General features: G+C 44.9%; 17 protein-coding genes. 14 read left to right on the forward strand and 3 right to left on the reverse strand.

Annotated features, from left to right (window positions below; all coding sequences use genetic code 11):
* The first annotated feature begins 39 nt into the window (after positions 1-39).
* Positions 40-351 carry a DUF6482 family protein gene (locus BCT11_RS07420; protein WP_038866376.1) on the forward strand — a complete coding sequence of 104 codons (312 nt, stop codon included), beginning with the start codon at positions 40-42 and terminating at the stop codon, positions 349-351.
* Here the strand turns inward: BCT11_RS07420 and mutH are convergent, their stop codons facing one another.
* Positions 352-1,032: a DNA mismatch repair endonuclease MutH gene (mutH, locus tag BCT11_RS07425; protein WP_102387798.1), complete on the reverse strand. Its 681-nt coding sequence runs from the start codon at positions 1,030-1,032 to the stop codon at positions 352-354.
* Positions 1,033-1,649: 617 nt separating this feature from the next.
* Between mutH and rppH the strand changes: the two genes are divergently transcribed.
* From rppH to BCT11_RS07455, 5 genes are read left to right on the forward strand one after another with little or no spacing between them, the layout of a single operon-like run.
* Positions 1,650-2,168 carry an RNA pyrophosphohydrolase gene (rppH, locus tag BCT11_RS07435; protein WP_005434895.1) on the forward strand — a complete coding sequence of 173 codons (519 nt, stop codon included), beginning with the start codon at positions 1,650-1,652 and terminating at the stop codon, positions 2,166-2,168.
* 9 nt (positions 2,169-2,177) lie between these two features.
* The gene (ptsP, locus tag BCT11_RS07440) at positions 2,178-4,424 is read left to right on the forward strand and encodes a phosphoenolpyruvate--protein phosphotransferase (RefSeq protein WP_102387799.1); all 2,247 of its coding nucleotides are present in this window, start codon (positions 2,178-2,180) and stop codon (positions 4,422-4,424) included.
* A 6-nt stretch (positions 4,425-4,430) separates the two neighbouring features.
* On the forward strand, positions 4,431-5,222 hold the full coding sequence (locus BCT11_RS07445) for a sulfite exporter TauE/SafE family protein (protein WP_038866383.1): 792 nt from the start codon (positions 4,431-4,433) through the stop codon (positions 5,220-5,222).
* Positions 5,223-5,261: 39 nt separating this feature from the next.
* Positions 5,262-6,083 carry a prolipoprotein diacylglyceryl transferase gene (lgt, locus tag BCT11_RS07450; protein ID WP_038866385.1) on the forward strand — a complete coding sequence of 274 codons (822 nt, stop codon included), beginning with the start codon at positions 5,262-5,264 and terminating at the stop codon, positions 6,081-6,083.
* Between the two features lie 9 nt (positions 6,084-6,092).
* Positions 6,093-6,944: a thymidylate synthase gene (locus BCT11_RS07455; protein ID WP_102387800.1), complete on the forward strand. Its 852-nt coding sequence runs from the start codon at positions 6,093-6,095 to the stop codon at positions 6,942-6,944.
* Positions 6,945-7,390: 446 nt separating this feature from the next.
* Here the strand turns inward: BCT11_RS07455 and BCT11_RS07460 are convergent, their stop codons facing one another.
* Positions 7,391-8,539 (reverse strand): Na/Pi symporter, encoded by a 1,149-nt coding sequence (locus BCT11_RS07460; protein ID WP_005440565.1) that lies wholly within the window; start codon positions 8,537-8,539, stop codon positions 7,391-7,393.
* Positions 8,540-8,922: 383 nt separating this feature from the next.
* Between BCT11_RS07460 and nhaR the strand changes: the two genes are divergently transcribed.
* Positions 8,923-9,813: a transcriptional activator NhaR gene (gene nhaR / locus BCT11_RS07465; protein WP_038866387.1), complete on the forward strand. Its 891-nt coding sequence runs from the start codon at positions 8,923-8,925 to the stop codon at positions 9,811-9,813.
* A gap of 126 nt (positions 9,814-9,939) precedes the next feature.
* Positions 9,940-10,242 (forward strand): metalloregulator ArsR/SmtB family transcription factor, encoded by a 303-nt coding sequence (locus BCT11_RS07470; RefSeq protein WP_038866389.1) that lies wholly within the window; start codon positions 9,940-9,942, stop codon positions 10,240-10,242.
* A 133-nt stretch (positions 10,243-10,375) separates the two neighbouring features.
* Here the strand turns inward: BCT11_RS07470 and rpsT are convergent, their stop codons facing one another.
* Positions 10,376-10,636, reverse strand: coding sequence for a 30S ribosomal protein S20 (gene rpsT, locus BCT11_RS07475; RefSeq protein WP_005440571.1), 261 nt, complete (start codon positions 10,634-10,636; stop codon positions 10,376-10,378).
* Positions 10,637-10,930: 294 nt separating this feature from the next.
* Here rpsT and murJ point away from each other — a divergent pair, with 294 nt between their 5' ends.
* The 6 genes from murJ to ispH all read left to right on the forward strand — a co-directional run bounded on the left by murJ (position 10,931) and on the right by ispH (position 18,554).
* Positions 10,931-12,493: a murein biosynthesis integral membrane protein MurJ gene (gene murJ, locus BCT11_RS07480; RefSeq protein WP_045498982.1), complete on the forward strand. Its 1,563-nt coding sequence runs from the start codon at positions 10,931-10,933 to the stop codon at positions 12,491-12,493.
* Positions 12,494-12,563: 70 nt separating this feature from the next.
* On the forward strand, positions 12,564-13,499 hold the full coding sequence (gene ribF, locus BCT11_RS07485) for a bifunctional riboflavin kinase/FAD synthetase (protein ID WP_038866392.1): 936 nt from the start codon (positions 12,564-12,566) through the stop codon (positions 13,497-13,499).
* Positions 13,500-13,563: 64 nt separating this feature from the next.
* Complete coding sequence (ileS, locus tag BCT11_RS07490) at positions 13,564-16,392, forward strand: isoleucine--tRNA ligase (RefSeq protein ID WP_054756171.1); 2,829 nt, start codon at positions 13,564-13,566, stop codon at positions 16,390-16,392.
* 73 nt (positions 16,393-16,465) lie between these two features.
* Complete coding sequence (lspA, locus tag BCT11_RS07495; protein ID WP_005440576.1) at positions 16,466-16,972, forward strand: signal peptidase II; 507 nt, start codon at positions 16,466-16,468, stop codon at positions 16,970-16,972.
* Between the two features lie 160 nt (positions 16,973-17,132).
* On the forward strand, positions 17,133-17,564 hold the full coding sequence (gene fkpB / locus BCT11_RS07500; RefSeq protein ID WP_038876251.1) for an FKBP-type peptidyl-prolyl cis-trans isomerase: 432 nt from the start codon (positions 17,133-17,135) through the stop codon (positions 17,562-17,564).
* Positions 17,565-17,588: 24 nt separating this feature from the next.
* A complete protein-coding gene (ispH, locus tag BCT11_RS07505) occupies positions 17,589-18,554 on the forward strand; it encodes a 4-hydroxy-3-methylbut-2-enyl diphosphate reductase (protein ID WP_198593927.1) in 966 nt (321 codons plus the stop codon).
* Positions 18,555-18,608 lie beyond the last annotated feature (54 nt).

An 18,608-nucleotide genomic window follows, 5' to 3' on the forward strand; every position in this document is an offset into this window, starting at 1 on the left:
GGTAACTAGACTTAAAGGATCTTGTAAAGGAGGTGCAATATGCAGAAGCATCAACTCGACATGTGGTTGCATGGCTATCACAAAGACTCCTATAAAACGCCTAAGGTCTTTGTGATTGGTTGTTCTGATGTCTCTGATTACCTATTAGCAGTGGAGTACAAACACCAACTTGAACCGATCAAAGACGGTGAAGATCCGATTCATTTCGGCTCATTGGATCTGGTGAAAGAAGAACTGCTGAGGTTGGGGATAGATAAAGCTTATTTGAGGCTGCACAATGCCTACGATGAGTTTGGCAGTGAAGGTACAGCCTCGTACTGTGATATTGAGTTGTCACTCGTGACACACTGATCATTCTGATTGGGCGTTGATGTAGTGCTTCAATAATATCTGTTCGGTGAATTGTGTCCTAAGGTAGAAACCACGGGGCAGGGTTTTTATCGGTTTACCATTTGAGCTGTAAGCTTCAGTTAGTGCTTTTGCGTTTGCTGCTTTAGGTCGCAAGTGAAGCGCTTCTCCATGTCTGGCGGAAATTTGATCAAACTTACCCAACACGATCAATTCCATCAGTTCTTCCCAATCATTTTTTAGAATTAACTCTTCTTCTTGATCGGGTGACCATATCAATGGGCTACCAACTCTTCGCTTTGCCAAAGGAATCTCGCGCTCGCCCTCTACAGGTACCCACAGTACTCGTGACAGTTTGTTGCGAACGTGACTGGTTTCCCACGTGAGTCCCTGAACCCCAGTCAATGGCGCAACAGAGACAAAGGTTGTCTCTAGTGGTCGACCTGAATGACTGATCGGAATGCTTTTTAGCTCGATCCCAAGCTTAGCAAAGTCTTGTTGCGGTTTGCTTCCTGCTGGCGCACCTAAATGCCATTCCAGTAATTGCCCAACCCAGCCTTTATCGCGTTTTAAGTTTTCAGGAACAGCCATTCCTGCCTCTTCGGCAAGCTCTGTAAAGCTTAAGCCCGCAATATCATGTGCGCGCTCCATCAGTTCAGCTTCGGATTGTGGTTCTGGTTTCATAACGGCAATGTGATGAGGGAAAACGTTAGTCTACCAAATTTCATCAAAATCGACTGTCCAAGATTTCACCGAGCTGGATTAAGAATGATCAATTCATAACTTATCCACAGATTAGAAAGCCACCAATAGGATCTCCATGTGGGCTGGATGAATAAACAGGGGTTTAAAGGTGGATTGAGACTTGATTTTATTGAGATGTCATGAAGTCCTACCTGTTCAATGTGGATAAATAACCGATTGAGCGATCTTTGACCGATCTGTATTTGGTGAAAAGATCATCAGGAAAATAAAGATCGTTAAATCGCCATTTTTGTGTTTTATGTTTTTATAATCAATATCTTATGTTTATTTTGTTTGTGGTTGGAAAATATTGCTTGTAATGGTTTTGAACAAAAATCTTTATTGATAATGATTTCTTCACAAAGTTATTCACAGAAAAGGTGAATAAATGTGGGCTATGTCTCAATCTTGTGTTGATAAAATAATGTCTGTCTAAAAGATATCCAAAAAAGGCCAAAAGGTAATAAATCTTGCTCATATCACATCAGTAAGTTTGCTAGTAATGGGGATATGTGGAAAAATCACGGTAATAAAAAATTATTCATAGAGGTTAGCCGGTGATAGATGGCGATGGTTACCGACTTAATGTTGGTATTGTGATCTGTAATAACCATGGTCAGGTCTTCTGGGCTAAACGATACGGGCAACACTCATGGCAATTTCCACAAGGTGGGATTGACGAAGGTGAAACACCTGAACAAGCCATGTTCAGGGAGTTATATGAAGAAGTCGGTCTGACGAAAAAAGACGTTAAGATCATCGCAACAAGTCGTCATTGGTTAAGATATAAGCTACCAAAGCGATTGGTGCGTTGGGACTCCAAGCCTGTTTGTATCGGCCAAAAACAGAAATGGTTTCTGCTGCGATTAGAATGCGATGAATCCCGCATCAATATGCAGCGTGGGAAATCCCCTGAATTTGATGGTTGGCGCTGGGTAAGCTACTGGTATCCAGTTAGGCAAGTTGTTTCTTTCAAGCGAGACGTTTATCGTCGTGCGATGAAAGAGTTTGCATCTTTAGCCATGCCTTTTCGAGAGCGTAAGACGAAAGGGAAAAGAAAAAAGCAACGTAGATAGAGGATCAACATGCTCAGTCAGCTAAGGGAAATAGTTGAGAAAGTCTCCAGAGTCGATGATGTGCATCAGGCACTGGATATATTGGTTAAAGAGACTTGCGCAGCCCTATGCACTGAGTGTTGTACTATTTATCTAGCTAATGATGAAATGCAGCGCCTTGAGTTAATGGCAACTCAAGGCCTTATTTTTGAAGGCGATAGTATTCATATCAACTTCAACGAAGGCTTGGTCGGTTTAGTCAAACGCAGTGCGGAACCCCTAAACTTAGCTGAGGCTTCAACCCATCCTGATTTTAAATTCTTCCCTCAACTCGGTGAGCAGGTTTACCACTCCTTTCTAGGTACGCCGATCATTCATCGTAAACAAGTGCTCGGTGTTCTGGTTATCCAGCAGAAAACCCCACGCTTGTTTAGTGAGATGGAAGAGTCTTTCCTTGTGACCTTATCTGCGCAGCTTGCTGTGTTGATTGCGCATGCGCAAAACTTAGGTCACTGGCAACTCGCTTCCAAGCCGACTGTTATCAAGGGGCTTCCAGCTTCGACTGGTGTCGCTATCGGTGAGTTCTGGTTTGATAATACTCAACCTAATTTAAGTGATGTTTTCCCTGCCTCTGCCTTAGATAAAGAAAGGGAACATGAACTTTTGGCGGTTGCTGTGGAAAGAGCGTTGAATGATTTTCGCCGTATGCGTAAGAAGTTTGACAGCGAAATCAATAAAGACGCGTTAGCTATTTTTGACCTCTTTACCCACTTACTCAACGATCCAATGTTGCGTGGTGATCTTAAGAAGCAGATCGAAAAAGGCGACCGAGCGGATTGGGCATTGCGACAAGTCGTCGAAACCTACTCAAACCGCTTCGCGCGTATGTCAGACGTTTATCTACGTGAACGTGCTCAAGACATTCGCGAGCTTGGGCAACGCTTGCTTTACTTTTTACATAATAGTGAGCAAGAGCATGCCTCGATTGATCGCCCGGTGATTTTAGTTGCCAATGAACTCACGGCGACGCTACTTGCTTCAATACCAAAACAGCACTTACTTGCCGTTGTTTCGCTGGAAGGTGCGGCGAACTCCCATGCTGCGATTCTATCTCGTGCGCTGGGTGTTCCTGCCATTATGGGCGCAAACATTAATACTCGCGCTGTAAACGGCAAGAAGGGCATTGTCGATGGCTACACTGGCGAGATCTATTTAGAACCGAACCGTCAATTGCTGCGTGAATATCGCAGCTTAGTGAGTGAAGAATCTGAATTGTTCGCAATGGTGAACAAAGATCTTGCACTGCCTGCGATCACACAAGATGACCATCCGATTGAAGTCATGCTCAACGCGGGCTTGAGTGCGGATAGCAATATCGCCATCAACTCTGGTGTGGATGGCGTGGGTTTGTACCGTACTGAAATCGCTTTTTTACTTAAGCATCACTTTCCATCGGAAGATGAGCAGTATCATCAGTATCAAGCAATCCTCAATAGCTATCCAAATCAACGAGTCGTAATGCGTACGCTGGATATCGGTGGTGATAAACCGTTACCGTATCTTCCGATTGAAGAAGATAATCCGTTTTTGGGTTGGCGAGGTATTCGTTTTACGTTGGATCACCCTGATATCTTTTTGATCCAGTTGCGTGCGATGCTTAGGGCGAGTGCGGAAAGTGGTAATCTAAGCATCTTACTACCGATGGTTTCTGGTATTAAAGAGCTGGATGATGCTATTACGCTGATTAACCAAGCTTACAGCGAAGTCGTGTTATTGGATGACCGCATTCAAGCGCCGAAGGTTGGGGTAATGATTGAAGTGCCATCAATGGTGTACTTATTGCCCGCGATAGCCCATCGTGTTGACTTCGTTTCTGTTGGTACTAACGATTTAACTCAATATTTGTTGGCGGTCGATCGGAACAATTCTCGTGTTGCGGATGTCTATGAATCCATGCATCCGGCAGTACTGCTGGCGTTGAAGCAAATTCATGATGTTTGCCATCAATATCAGGTTCCGGTCTGTATCTGTGGTGAGCTCGCAGGCGACCCATTTGGTGCCCTTTTACTGTTGGGCTTAGGTTACGACAGTTTGAGTATGAACACCTCTAACGTGGCTAAGGTGAAGTATTTGATTCGCCATAGCCAGCAAAAAGAATTAGAAAAACTCGTCGAAAAAGCCATGTCATGCTCTTATGGGCAAGAAATCCATCAAATGATGCATGATTTCTTTATTCAACAAGGTTTTGCCGGCTTTATTCGTGCAGGTAAGAAGTAGGTAATTGTGACCATCTCTTTATTTATATTATTGCTCGCGCTAGGCGCTTTCGTTGGCGTGATGGCAGGACTCTTAGGCATCGGAGGCGGGCTAATAGTTGTACCGGCATTACTGTATCTTCTTCCTTTAGCTGGCATTTCTCCTGAAATGAGTATGCACATGGCACTTGCTACTTCCTTGGCGAGTATCATCGTGACCTCCGGTTCGTCGGCGATGAATCACCTTAAACTGGGTAACGTCGATATGTTCGTCGTGAAATGGCTGATGCCTGGTGTGGTTATCGGTGGTTTTGTTGGTGCCAATATCGCCGAATGGATCCCTACACACTATTTACCGAAAGTCTTTGGTGTGATTGTGTTGTGTCTAGCGGTGCAGATGTTTCGTTCAATTAAAACGAAAAGCGAGAAGCCCATGCCGAGTAGTCCGGTCACTATGATGTACGGAACGGGAATTGGTGTGGTATCAAGTCTTGCAGGTATTGGCGGTGGTTCACTGTCGGTCCCTTTCTTGAACAAACATGGTATTGAAATGCGTAAAGCGGTTGGCTCCTCTTCGGTGTGCGGCTGCGTGATCGCCATCTCAGGCATGATTGGATTCATCTTACATGGCTACAAAGTAGAAGGATTACCTGACTACAGTGTAGGTTATGTGTACCTTCCAGCTTTGTTAGCAATCGCCATGACGTCGATGCTCACGACTAAAGTTGGCGCAAAACTGGCTTCTACCCTTCCAACTGCGGTATTGAAGAAAATATTTGCCGTATTCTTGATGTTTGTTGCAGCGACCATGCTGCTGTAAAGTCCACCTGTTTTATTAGTAATAAGAAGAGAATGAGTTATGTCTCAGGGATACTTTGAATTTCCCAATATTGATCCGGTTTTAGTCTCTATTGGTCCTGTTTCTGTTCGTTGGTACGGTTTGATGTACCTTGTCGGCTTCATGTTCGCACTTTGGCTGGCAAACCGCCGCGCAGATAAGCCGGGTAGTGGTTGGACACGTGAGCAAGTTTCTGACTTGTTGTTTGCGGGTTTCCTTGGGGTAGTGATTGGTGGTCGTGTTGGCTACGTGATTTTCTACAACTTCGATTTATTCTTAGCGGACCCTTTGTACCTATTTAAAGTTTGGACCGGCGGCATGTCGTTCCACGGTGGTTTAATGGGCGTGATTACTGCCATGTTCTGGTACGCGCACAAGAATGGTCGAACTTTCTTTGGCGTGGCAGACTTTGTGGCACCGCTTGTGCCATTTGGCCTTGGTATGGGCCGTATGGGTAACTTTATGAACAGTGAGCTTTGGGGCCGCGTGACAGACGTACCATGGGCGATTATCTTCCCGAATGGTGGACCACTCCCACGTCATCCATCTCAGCTTTATGAGATGTTCCTAGAGGGTATCGTACTGTTCTTAATCTTGAACTGGTTTATTAAAAAGCCTCGTCCTTTAGGGGCGGTATCAGGGCTATTTTTAGCTGGATATGGTACATTCCGTTTCCTAGTTGAGTTTGTCCGTGAACCGGATGCACAGCTTGGTTTATTTGGTGGTTATATTTCGATGGGGCAAATCCTATCTTCACCAATGATCATTCTAGGTGTGCTTATGATGGTTTGGGCGTACAAACGTGGTCTTTACCAAGACAAAGTCCAAGCAGAAACGAAGTAAGGAATTGGTGTGAAACAGTATTTAGATTTGTGTCAGCGTATCGTTGACCAAGGCACTTGGGTTGAAAACGAACGCACAGGCAAACGCTGCCTAACGGTGATCAACGCAGACTTGACCTACGATGTTGCCAACAACCAATTCCCATTAGTAACGACACGTAAGAGCTTTTGGAAAGCGGCAGTTGCTGAGCTACTTGGTTATATCCGAGGCTACGACAACGCTGAAGACTTCCGTAAGTTAGGTACGAAAACATGGGATGCGAACGCAAACCTAAATGAAGCATGGCTGAACAACTCATTCCGCAAGGGTGAAGATGACATGGGACGTGTATACGGCGTTCAAGGTCGTTCATGGGCGAAGCCAGATGGCGGTCATATCGACCAGCTGCGTAAGATTGTGGATGATTTAACGCGCGGTGTTGATGACCGTGGTGAAATCCTAAACTTCTACAACCCTGGAGAGTTCCATATGGGGTGTTTGCGCCCATGTATGTACAGCCACCACTTCTCACTGTTAGGTGACACGCTGTACCTAAACAGCACGCAGCGCTCTTGTGACGTTCCGCTGGGTCTGAACTTCAATATGGTTCAAGTGTATGTGTTCTTGGCAATCATGGCGCAAATTACAGGTAAGAAACCTGGTCAGGCTTATCATAAGATTGTTAATGCACACATCTACGAAGATCAGCTTGCGCCAATGCGTGACATCCAGTTGAAGCGTGAACCTCTGAAAGCTGCAACCTTCCACATCAATCCAGAAATCAAATCTCTAGAAGATTTGGAAACATGGGTAACTCTAGATGACTTCTGGGTAGAAGGTTACGAGCACCACGATCCAATTCAGTACCCGTTCTCAGTTTAACGAGTATATTGAGTTTCTAAGCCGCCTTTATGGGCGGCTTTTTTATATCCGAAGGGTGGCGGACAGGCTTCGCCCTACAGAACGCTACGCTTCGAAATGTGAGAGGGGATAAAAGATCCTCCAACTCACTCGAGCCTCGCTCTTGAAGATGATGTTCACTCACTCTGAAATCAAACGGTCGTCGGGAATCTCTTTTACCATAGTTTACTGCGTGATCAAGAAATGAGAGCGCTCCGCTGTAGGTATCGAGAGTGGGGGACCAGAAGCTTAGTGAAAGGAAGTTGAACTTAAAGAATTTTGGCAGGACTTGATGTCTTAGGTGGATATCATCGAGCCTTATCCCTCTCGGAGCTTAGCGTTCCTAGGGCGAGCCCGTTCTTACTTCTCTAAAACGAAAAAAGGCCCCACCGAAGTGGAGCCTAACATAAGCGATGGTAATCTTATTATTATGCTGTCAGAGCAAGGATAGAGCCTGGTAGCACGATGAATACTGCTAGTAGGTAACCTGCTACAACCGCTTTGTTCTTAATAGCCATTTCTGAAATTACTTCTGCACATTTTACTGGAATCTCACGTAGGAACGGGATACCGAAGATGAACAGTGTCGCCAGAATGTTGAACGTTAGGTGTACTAATGCAATCTGTAGTGCGAATACCGCGAACTCACCAGATACTGCTGTTGCTGCTAGTAGAGCCGTGATACATGTACCGATATTAGCACCTAAAGTGAACGGGTAGATATCACGTACTTTTAGAACACCTGAGCCTACTAGTGGAACCATTAGACTTGTTGTCGTAGAAGAAGACTGAACAAGAACCGTTACTACAGAGCCCGATACGATACCGTGGATAGGACCACGACCGATTGCGTTCTTAAGGATGTCACGAGCACGACCAACCATCAGGCTCTTCATTAGCTTACCCATAACAGTGATAGCGACGAAGATAGTACCGATACCTAGAGCGATTAGTGCTACACCACCCATGGTGTCACCAAATGTAGATAGAGGCTCTTTAATCGCGCTTACTACAGGTTTAGTGATTGGTTTGATGAAGTCAAAACCACCCATGCTCATATCGCCAGTTTTTAGTAGAGGCGATACTAACCAGTGTGAAATCTTTTCTAGAATGCCGAACATCATTTCCAATGGTAGGAAGATCAGTACTGCAAGTAAGTTAAAGAAATCGTGGATTGTTGCACTTGCGAATGCACGTTTAAATTCTTCTTTACAACGTACGTGGCCAAGTGAAACAAGAGTATTTGTTACGGTAGTACCGATGTTAGCACCCATTACCATAGGAATAGCGGTTTCTACAGGTAAACCACCTGCAACCAAACCTACAATAATAGAAGTTACGGTACTTGAAGATTGGATTAGGGCCGTAGCCACCAAACCGATCATTAGACCTGCGACTGGGTGAGACGCAAATTCAAAGAGTACTTTAGCTTGATCGCCAGTCGCCCATTTGAAGCCGCTACCAACCATAGATACTGCTAGAAGAAGCAGATATAACATGAATGCCAAGTTAGCCCAGCGTAACCAGCGAGTCGTGCTCGAGATTGGTGCTGCTGTTGAAGTAGCTTGGTTCATCATAATTTTCTCCGTGGACCTTTCAGTTCGTTTATTTGGTCTGTTGTTGAAACTGAGGGCGATGTTAGAGATTAAATATTTCAGTAATATTACAGTTCGGTTTCTATGGAGAATTTTTATTATTCTTTTTAATAGTTGCCTGTGAAGAAAAATTCACAGTATTATAATTGATTGAAATTTATGTAATTTTCTGTGTTGTTGGTTCGCTGCCACTTATCTTGATGAGATTAAAAAAGTGCGTTTTACTTCAAGTTTTATGACAGTGTGAATTCGTTATTTTCGGTAAAACTTATCTTTTTCTTATTTATTGTAGGTTTTGCCGAACTTCTTGTCTGTCCTTGTCACATTTGATATAAAAAGTGTCATCTTCTTTATAGGGATTGATGATGTCACATCTAAATTACAACCACCTTTATTACTTCTGGATGGTGTGCAAACAAGGTTCTGTAACTAAAGCTGCTGATGCTTTATTTCTAACACCACAAACTGTAACTGGGCAGATCAAAGCACTTGAAGACCGCATGAAGGGGAAGTTGACCAAGCGTAATGGGCGCACGGTAGAACCAACAGAACTAGGACAGTTGGTGTTTAAGTACGCCGACCGTATGTTTGGTTTGAGCTACGAAATGCTCGATATCGTTAACTACAGCCAGCACTCTAATATTCTTTTCGAAGTTGGCGTTGCCGATGCACTATCTAAGCGACTCGTAAGCAAAGTCTTAATGACGACGGTTCCTGAAGATAACAGCATTCACTTACGCTGCTACGAATCGACTCACGAACTGCTTTTGGAGCGTTTATCCCAGCATAAACTTGATATGATCCTTTCTGATTGTCCGGTGGACTCAACACAAAGTCCGGGCCTTTACAGCAAGAAGTTAGGTGAGAGTAGCATGAGCTTTTTTGCTTCGTCTGAAATACCAGATGTGAAATTTCCTGAAGTTTTAGAGAATAAAAAATTACTTATCCCAGCCAGTAGGACGGCAATGGGACGTAAAGTATTGCAGTGGTTTGATAGACAAGGATTACAGCCAGATGTGCTGGGCGAGTTTGATGATGTTGCCTTAATGAAGGCATTTGCTCGTTATCGTGATGATGTGATTTTTTTAGCTCCGACCGTTTATATGTCGGAGATTGAAGATGACCGCAATTTACAACTGATCGGTCACGTAGACGACCTTAAAGAAGAGTATTACGTTATTTTTGCTGAACGAATGATACAACATCCAGCAGTTAAGAACGTTTGTGATGCAGATTTTAGCCAAATGTTTGAATGAACACGTTTCGTTGCGCAAATAAATAGATTACTATCGACAAAACTATAACTCTAAATTATAAAATCTTTGTAACACAACAAACTGGCCAGGGTTGGGGAAAGTAAGTTGTAGCTAGAGGTCCAGCACATGAATCTACAAGAAATGGAGAAAAACTCCGCCAAAGCTGTCGTGTTGCTTAAAGCAATGGCAAACGAGAGACGCCTACAAATCCTTTGCATGCTGCATAATCAAGAACTATCGGTCGGGGAACTTTGCGCAAAACTAGAGTTGAGCCAATCGGCACTGTCTCAACATTTAGCTTGGCTTCGTCGCGACGAACTGGTGGCTACGAGAAAAGAAGCACAAACGGTATACTACACGTTAAAGAGTGATGAAGTGAAGGAATTAATCCAAACGCTTCATGGCCTTTACTGTGCAGAGGCCATGTGATGACAGGTCACATATAAGAAAAGCTGGCATCGCCAGCTTTTTTATTGTCTAAAATTCGATGAGTTACACGGAATTTAGATATAAAAAAACCGGCAGTAGCCGGTTTTTTCTTCACTGTAAAATCAAGTTTCTATTAAAGAGCTTTGATTTGTGCAGCGAAACGAGACTTATGACGTGCTGCTTTGTTCTTATGAACAAGGCCTTTAGTCGCCATACGGTCTAGGATAGGTGTAACTGCAGCGAATGCAGCAGTTGCAGCTTCTTTGTCGCCTGCTTCGATAGCAGCAACAGTTTTCTTCATGTAAGTACGCATCATTGAGCGACGGCTAGCATTGTGCTGACGACGTTTCTCAGCTTGGATAGCGCGCTTCTTAGCAGATTTACTATTTGCCAAGGGTCTAACTCCCAAAAACTTATTTCTGTGACAATTTAAGGGCGAGGACTATCCCTCATTTGCGCCTAAATGTCAAATGATTTGTGCAAAAACCAATCGAAGCCAAAACAAATTTTGGTAAGAAAGGTTATCGCGGTTAAGATGGCGGGGATTCTAACAGCATTTTTAGACCATTGCTAATAATTATCCGCCTAGATCTGACAATAAACGGATATATTTTTAACGCCCATTTGTAGCTTTCAAAGGCTTAGAGGAATAGGGTTGGCTATCTTTTGGTGATATTCCGAGGTTACAGTGAGTAAACGACTGCTCAAGTCTGGCATGATCGTCAGTGCCATGACATTAATTTCGCGCGTCCTAGGTTTAGTTCGTGATGTGGTAGTAGCAAACTTGATGGGGGCAGGCGCGAGTGCCGACGTCTTCTTCTTTGCCAATAAAATTCCTAATTTCTTACGCCGTTTGTTCGCAGAAGGCGCATTTTCTCAGGCCTTTGTGCCAGTACTAACCGAAAGTCACGCTCAAGGGGATATGGATAAAACTCGTGAGTTGATTGCTCGTGCGGCTGGTACGCTGGGCGTGATTGTCTCTATTGTTACCATTCTAGGGGTTTTAGGCTCTGGTGTAGTGACGGCGCTGTTTGGTTTTGGTTGGTTCCTAGACTGGATGCATGGCGGCCCGGCCGCTGAGAAGTTCGAACTTGCCAGTGTCATGCTCAAGATTACCTTTCCTTATTTATGGTTCATTACTTTTGTTGCGCTTTCTGGTGCGATCCTTAATACCTTAGGTAAGTTTGCCGTCTCTTCTTTTACGCCTGTCTTCCTCAATGTGATGATCATTTTGGCGGCGTGGTTTATTTCGCCTCAGATGTCGCAACCAGAAATCGGTCTTGCGATTGGCGTATTACTAGGTGGCCTTGTTCAGTTTCTATTCCAGATTCCCTTCCTTATTAAAGCGGGAGTAATGGTTAAGCCTAAATGGGGTTGGCGCGATCCGGGTGTGGTGAAGATCCGTACCTTGATGATTCCTGCCTTATTTGGTGTGTCGGTAAGCCAAATCAACTTATTGTTTGATACTTTTATTGCCAGTTTTCTGCAAACCGGTTCGATCAGTTGGTTGTACTATTCAGATCGCTTACTTGAATTCCCGTTAGGTTTGTTTGGTATCGCGATTGCGACGGTGATTCTCCCTGCATTGTCACGTAAACACGTAGATGCTCACAGTGAAGGTTTTGCTCATACCATGGATTGGGGCGTGCGCATGGTGACCTTACTGGGTATTCCTGCCATGCTTGGGTTGATGGCATTAGCGAAGCCTATGTTGATGGTGTTGTTTATGCGTGGAGAGTTTTCCCCGCAAGATGTACATCAAGCTTCTCTCTCTTTATTAGCATACGCCTCAGGCTTGCTTAACTTTATGTTAATTAAAGTGCTCGCTCCGGGCTACTACTCGCGTCAAGACACCAAAACGCCTGTGAAATACGGCATTATTGCGATGGTGACCAATATGGTCTTCAATGCAATTTTTGCTTATTTCTACGGTTATGTTGGCCTTGCGATTGCCACTGCACTCTCTGCGTTTGTAAACATGGCATTGTTGTATCGTGGTTTACATATTGCTGGGGTGTACCAAGTCACCAAGCGAACGGTCTTTTTTATTGTTCGTTTGATGGTGGCGGGGGGCGCAATGGTTGCGGCAATTCTATGGCAGCTCGAAGACATGTCGGTGTGGTTGGATTGGAGCTTTGCTCATCGTAGTGGTGTGCTAGCGATGTTGATTGGTTTAGGTGCCGCGGTTTACCTTGCTGTGGTGTTTTTACTCGGTGTTCGTTTAAAAGATCTAAAAGCTGGGACAGAATAAGGTTGATTGGTATATAATCCGTCAGTTTCACACAGTGCAAAGTAAAAACAGAGGCATAAAGCAGTATCCAATGGAACTGATTAGAGGCATTCACAATATCAAGTCGCGCCATCAAGGCTGCGTGCTGACTATTGGCAATTTCGATGGCGTACATAGAGGCCATCAACAAGTATTGCAACAAGTGTCTGAACAAGCGAAGAAACTTTTGTTACCTTCGGTTGTGATGACCTTTGAACCTCAGCCTATGGAGCTGTTCGCTCGAGATAAGGCACCAGCAAGGTTAACGCGACTGCGAGACAAATTTGTCCAGCTGAGTAAGCTGGATATTGATCGCTTACTTTGCGTTAACTTCAATCGTCATTTTTCCGACCTAACGGCGGAAGAGTTTATCCGTGACTTGTTGGTTACTCGATTGGGTGTTAAGTTTCTTGTCATTGGTGATGATTTCTGTTTTGGCAAAGGTCGAACAGGTAACTTTGCAATGCTACAAGAAGCGGGGGAAAAGTACGGCTTTAAAGTCGTAAGTACTCAAAGCTTTTGTTTACAGCAGTTACGAGTCAGCAGTACAGCAATTCGAGATGCATTGGCTCGTGATGATTTGCAGTCCGCACATGAGATGCTGGGAAGAGATTACAGCATCAGCGGTCGTGTTTCACATGGAAGAAAACTAGGTAGAACCATCGGGTTCCCTACGGCAAATATTCCTTTGAAACGCTGTGTTTCTCCGGTTTCCGGAGTCTATGTTGTTCAAGCGCTTGGCTTAGGAGATAAGCCGATTGGTGGTGTCGCTAACATTGGTCAACGACCGACGGTTAATGGTGTTCGCCAACAGTTAGAAGTACACTTATTCGACTTTCATGCTGATTTATATGGTAAACAGCTAGAAGTGAAACTTTTGCATAAACTTAGAGATGAGCAAAAGTTTGAGTCGTTTGAAGCACTTAAACAACAAATCGTATTGGATGCTGAAGCAGCAAGGGTGTGGCTGCGTCAGCTTAAGCGTTGAGCGGTTTATTCCACCGTTCAACATAATGTCTAATTTTCGCCCAATATAACGGAATTAAGAATCGATGAGTGAGTATAAAGATACCCTGAACTTACCTGAAACAGGGTTTCCAATGCGCGGCAACCTGGCCAATCGTGAGCCAGAAATGCTTAAGCGTTGGTACAAAGAAGATCTTTACGGTGAAATCCGTAAAGCGAAGAAAGGCAAAAAGTCATTCGTATTGCACGATGGCCCTCCTTACGCGAACGGTGACATTCACATTGGTCACGCACTAAACAAGATTCTTAAAGACATTATTATTAAATCCAAAACACTTTCAGGTTTTGACGCACCTTACATCCCAGGCTGGGACTGCCACGGTCTACCAATTGAATTGATGGTAGAGAAGAAAGTCGGCAAACCAGGTCAAAAAGTGACAGCAGCTGAGTTCCGCGAGAAATGTCGTGAGTACGCTGCAGGTCAGGTTGAAGGTCAAAAAGAGAGCTTCAAGCGTCTTGGCATCATGGGTGAGTGGGACAAGCCATACCGCACTATGGATTTCGCAACTGAAGCGAACATCATCCGTGCTCTTGGTAAGATCGCAAGCAAAGGTCACCTACTGAAAGGTTTTAAACCAGTTCACTGGTGTACAGACTGTGGCTCAGCACTGGCTGAAGCTGAAGTTGAGTACAAAGATAAAGTATCGCCATCTATCGACGTTCGTTTTAAAGCGGCTGACGAAGCGGCACTATTGTCTAAGTTTGAACTGACAGAAGGTCATGAAGGTCACGGTGACGTATCTATCGTTATCTGGACAACAACACCTTGGACACTGCCAGCAAACCGCGCAGTATGTCTACGTGATGATCTAGAGTACGTGCTTATCCAAACAGAAGGCGACAACGCTGAGCGTATCATCGTTGCTGCTGAGCTGGCGAAAGACGTAATGGATCGTGCGGGTATCGAGCACTTCCACAACCTTGGCTTTGCTAAAGGTGCGGATCTTGAGCTTTCTCAATTCCAACACCCATTCTACGATTTCACTGTACCGGCGATCCTTGGTGATCACGTTACGACTGATTCAGGTACTGGTGTTGTTCACACTGCACCTGGTCACGGTCAAGAAGACTTCGCGGTTGGTAACAAGTACAACCTAGAAGTAGCAAACCCAGTTGGCTCAAACGGCGTTTACCTACCAGATACAGAGCTATTTGCTGGTCAGCACGTATTTAAAGCGAACGATGCAGTAGTAGAAGTACTGAAAGAAAAAGGTGCACTACTACACCACCACGCTTACGAGCACAGCTACCCACACTGTTGGCGTCATAAGACTCCAATCATCTTCCGTGCTACGCCTCAATGGTTCGTTTCTATGGACCAAGCTGGCCTACGTGCTAAAGCACTAGAGTCAATCAAGAACGTAGAGTGGATGCCTGAGTGGGGGCAAAGCCGTATCGAAGGTATGATCGAAGGTCGCCCTGAGTGGTGTATCTCTCGTCAACGTACTTGGGGTGTGCCAATTGCTCTGTTTGTTCATAAAGAAACAGCAGAACTTCATCCAAACACGCTAGAGCTGATCGAGAAAGTCGCTAAGCTGGTTGAAGAGAAAGGCATCCAAGCATGGTGGGATGTAGATGCAGCTGAACTACTAGGTGCTGACGCTGACCAATACGAAAAAGTACTAGATACGCTAGACGTATGGTTCGATTCAGGTGTGACTCACTTCTCTGTGGTTGATGCTCGTGAAGAGTACAACGGCAACAGTGCAGACCTATACCTAGAAGGTTCTGACCAACACCGTGGTTGGTTCCAGTCTTCTCTAATTTCATCTATCGCGATGAAAGACGAAGCGCCTTACAAACAAGTACTGACACACGGTTTCGTGGTTGACGGTCACGGTCGTAAGATGTCGAAATCTATCGGTAACGTAGTTGCACCAAAAGACGTAACTAACAAGCTAGGTGCTGACATTCTTCGTCTATGGGTTGCTTCAACAGACTATACGGGTGAAGTTGCGGTTTCTGATGAAATCCTAAAACGCAGCGCAGATGCTTACCGTCGTATCCGTAACACAGCGCGTTTCTTCCTTGCTAACCTAAGCGGCTTCAATCCTGAAACAGACATCGTTCCTGTTGAAGAAATGGTTGCGCTAGATCGCTGGGCGGTTGGTCGTGCACTAGCTGCACAAGAAGAGATTGTTAAAGCATACGAAGAGTACAACACACACGGTGTGACTCAGCGTCTAATGCAATTCTGTTCAATCGAAATGGGCTCTTTCTACCTAGACGTTATTAAAGACCGTCAGTACACAGCAAAACGTGGCGGCAACGCTCAACGTAGCTGTCAGACTGCACTTTACTACATCGTAGAAGCGCTAGTTCGTTGGATGGCGCCAATCATGTCGTTCACTGCAGATGAAATCTGGAACGAAATGCCAGGTCAACGCGACAAGTTCGTATTCACTGGTGAGTGGTTCGATGGTCTATTCGGTCTTGCTGAAGGTGAAGAGCTGAACAACGAATTCTGGACTGAGCTCCAAGCGGTTCGTGGTGCAGTAAACAAACTTCTAGAAGATGCGCGTAAAGAGAAAACCATTGGTGGTGCACTACAAGCTGAAGTGACTCTATTTGCTGATGACGCACTCGCGGCGAAGATCAACAAACTTGAAGATGAACTGCGTTTTGTTCTACTAACATCTGCTGCGAAAGTTAAGCCACTAAGTGAGAAGACTGATGCAGCACAAACGACGGATATCGAAGGCTTGTTTGTTGAAGTAGCAGCAGCTGAAGGCGAGAAGTGTGACCGTTGTTGGCACCACACGCCAGACGTAGGCACAATCGAAGGTCACGAGAAGATCTGTGGTCGTTGTGTGTCGAACGTAGACGGCGAAGGTGAAGTACGTAAATTCGCGTAATTGCCTAGAACGACTGAACTTTTTTTAAAATTAACAGCCCCAGTATTTACTGGGGCTGTTTGTAGGTAAAGTAATGAGTGAAAAAGCACTGACGTTAAAGCAATCTGGAGTTCGCTGGCTGTGGTTAGCAATTCTGGTATTTATTGCAGATATTGGCATCAAATTGGTGGTGATGGACAACATGGGCTATGGATGGGCAAACCGAATTGAGGTGCTGCCATTCTTCAACCTACTTTATGTTCATAACTACGGTGCAGCATTCAGCTTCTTGAGCGATCAAGCGGGTTGGCAGCGCTGGTTGTTCACAGGTATCGCGTTTGTTGTGACAGGTCTTTTGACCTACTGGATGAGCAAGCTTCCAGCAAAGGAAAAATGGAACAACATCGCTTACGCACTGATTATTGGTGGTGCAGTGGGCAACGTGTTTGACCGTGTTGTTCATGGCTTTGTTGTTGATTACCTAGACTTCTTCTGGGGTAACTACCACTGGCCAGCATTCAACCTTGCAGATACAACTATCTGTATTGGTGCGGCAATGATCATTCTTGATGGCTTTCGCAAAAAGGACGCTGACAAGTAATCTTTTGCGATATATCGAATAACCCTAAGCGTCGTCCGTTGATTCGGACGACGCTTTTTATTATGTTGGAGCCCAATCCGCGTATCTTCGTACAATAAAAAGCAATCACAGCAGGTGATCAGATAGAGCGCAGGAAACCCAAGAACAAGGAAGCAGTAACGTGACAACAATAAATCAAGATTCAGCAGTAACGCTGCACTTCACCATTAAAATGCAAGATGGCTCTGTAGCGGACAGTACACATAATATGGGCAAACCTGCTAAGTTCGTTATGGGCGACGGTAGCTTGAGTGAGAACTTCGAGCAATGCTTACTGGGCTTACAAGTAGGCGAGCAAAAGGCAATTGAACTAAAAGCGGCGGACGCTTTTGGTATGCCAAACCCAGACCATATCCACTATATGGACCGCACTAAATTTGTTGGCGAAGCGGAAGTTGAAGTCGGCACAATCATGGCATTTAGCGGTCCTGATGGAATGGAAATTCCAGGCATTATCACTGAGATTGCTGGTGACTCAGTGACTGTGGACTTCAACCATCCACTCGCGGGACAAGACGTGACTTTCGAAGTCGAAATTTTGTCAGTAGAATAGCGAACCAAATAAAAGATAACTTCCATGAGCAATGAAATGAAAATCCTGTTAGCTAACCCACGTGGTTTCTGTGCTGGTGTTGACCGCGCGATTAGCATCGTAGAGCGTGCGCTAGAGATGTATCAGCCACCTATCTATGTTCGACATGAAGTGGTGCATAACCGTTTTGTGGTTGAAGGTCTAAAACAGCGTGGTGCTATCTTCGTTGAAGAACTGCACGAAGTTCCAGACAACCACATTGTGATTTTCTCCGCTCATGGTGTATCTCAAGCTGTTCGTCAAGAAGCGAAGTCTCGTGACCTAACGGTATTCGATGCGACCTGTCCACTGGTAACCAAAGTACATATGGAAGTGGCACGTGCAAGCCGTCGCAATATGGAAGTGGTACTGATCGGTCACGCTGGTCACCCAGAAGTGGAAGGCACAATGGGTCAGTATTCAAGTGATACAGGCGGCATGTACCTAGTGGAAACGCCAGCCGATGTTGAGAAGCTAAAAGCGATCGTGAAAGATCCATCGGATCTGCACTACGTGAGCCAAACGACACTGTCTGTTGATGAAACTGCTGACGTAATTGAAGAGCTACGCCGCGTATTCCCAGACATCCAAGGTCCTCGTAAAGATGACATCTGCTACGCGACGCAAAACCGTCAAGATGCCGTGCGTGAGCTTTCTGCTGATGTAGATGTGATGGTTGTTGTAGGTTCCAAGAATTCATCAAACTCAACGCGCTTAAAAGAACTGGCTGAAAAGCTAGGTACGCCAGGATACCTAACAGACTGCCCAGAAGACATCATGCCTGAATGGTTTGAAGGCAAAGTGAAAGTTGGTGTGACTGCTGGCGCATCTGCACCAGAAGAGCTGGTAAACCAAATCCTAGATCGCATCAAAGAGCTGGTTGGTGCAGAAGCGGTAGACGAAGTGCTTGGTCGTGAAGAGAACATGTTCTTCGAAGTGCCAAAAGAGCTACAAATTAAGCAAGTCGATTAAGACGAGTCAAACATCAAAAAGGCGACCACAAGGTCGCCTTTTTAATTGGGAATT

This window comes from Vibrio sp. 10N.222.52.B12, assembly GCF_002875385.1.
Classification (GTDB): domain Bacteria; phylum Pseudomonadota; class Gammaproteobacteria; order Enterobacterales; family Vibrionaceae; genus Vibrio; species Vibrio jasicida.

Coding starts and splice junctions, on each gene's coding strand:
- ptsP (WP_102387799.1), top strand. CDS start 2,178: ATGCTCAGTCAGCTAAGGGAAATAGTTGAGAAAGTCTCCAGAGTCGAT.
- BCT11_RS07420 (WP_038866376.1), top strand. CDS start 40: ATGCAGAAGCATCAACTCGACATGTGGTTGCATGGCTATCACAAAGAC.
- ispH (WP_198593927.1), top strand. CDS start 17,589: ATGAGCAATGAAATGAAAATCCTGTTAGCTAACCCACGTGGTTTCTGT.
- lspA (WP_005440576.1), top strand. CDS start 16,466: ATGAGTGAAAAAGCACTGACGTTAAAGCAATCTGGAGTTCGCTGGCTG.
- ileS (WP_054756171.1), top strand. CDS start 13,564: ATGAGTGAGTATAAAGATACCCTGAACTTACCTGAAACAGGGTTTCCA.
- nhaR (WP_038866387.1), top strand. CDS start 8,923: ATGTCACATCTAAATTACAACCACCTTTATTACTTCTGGATGGTGTGC.
- ribF (WP_038866392.1), top strand. CDS start 12,564: ATGGAACTGATTAGAGGCATTCACAATATCAAGTCGCGCCATCAAGGC.
- BCT11_RS07470 (WP_038866389.1), top strand. CDS start 9,940: ATGAATCTACAAGAAATGGAGAAAAACTCCGCCAAAGCTGTCGTGTTG.
- lgt (WP_038866385.1), top strand. CDS start 5,262: ATGTCTCAGGGATACTTTGAATTTCCCAATATTGATCCGGTTTTAGTC.
- mutH (WP_102387798.1), bottom strand. CDS start 1,032: ATGAAACCAGAACCACAATCCGAAGCTGAACTGATGGAGCGCGCACAT.
- BCT11_RS07460 (WP_005440565.1), bottom strand. CDS start 8,539: ATGATGAACCAAGCTACTTCAACAGCAGCACCAATCTCGAGCACGACT.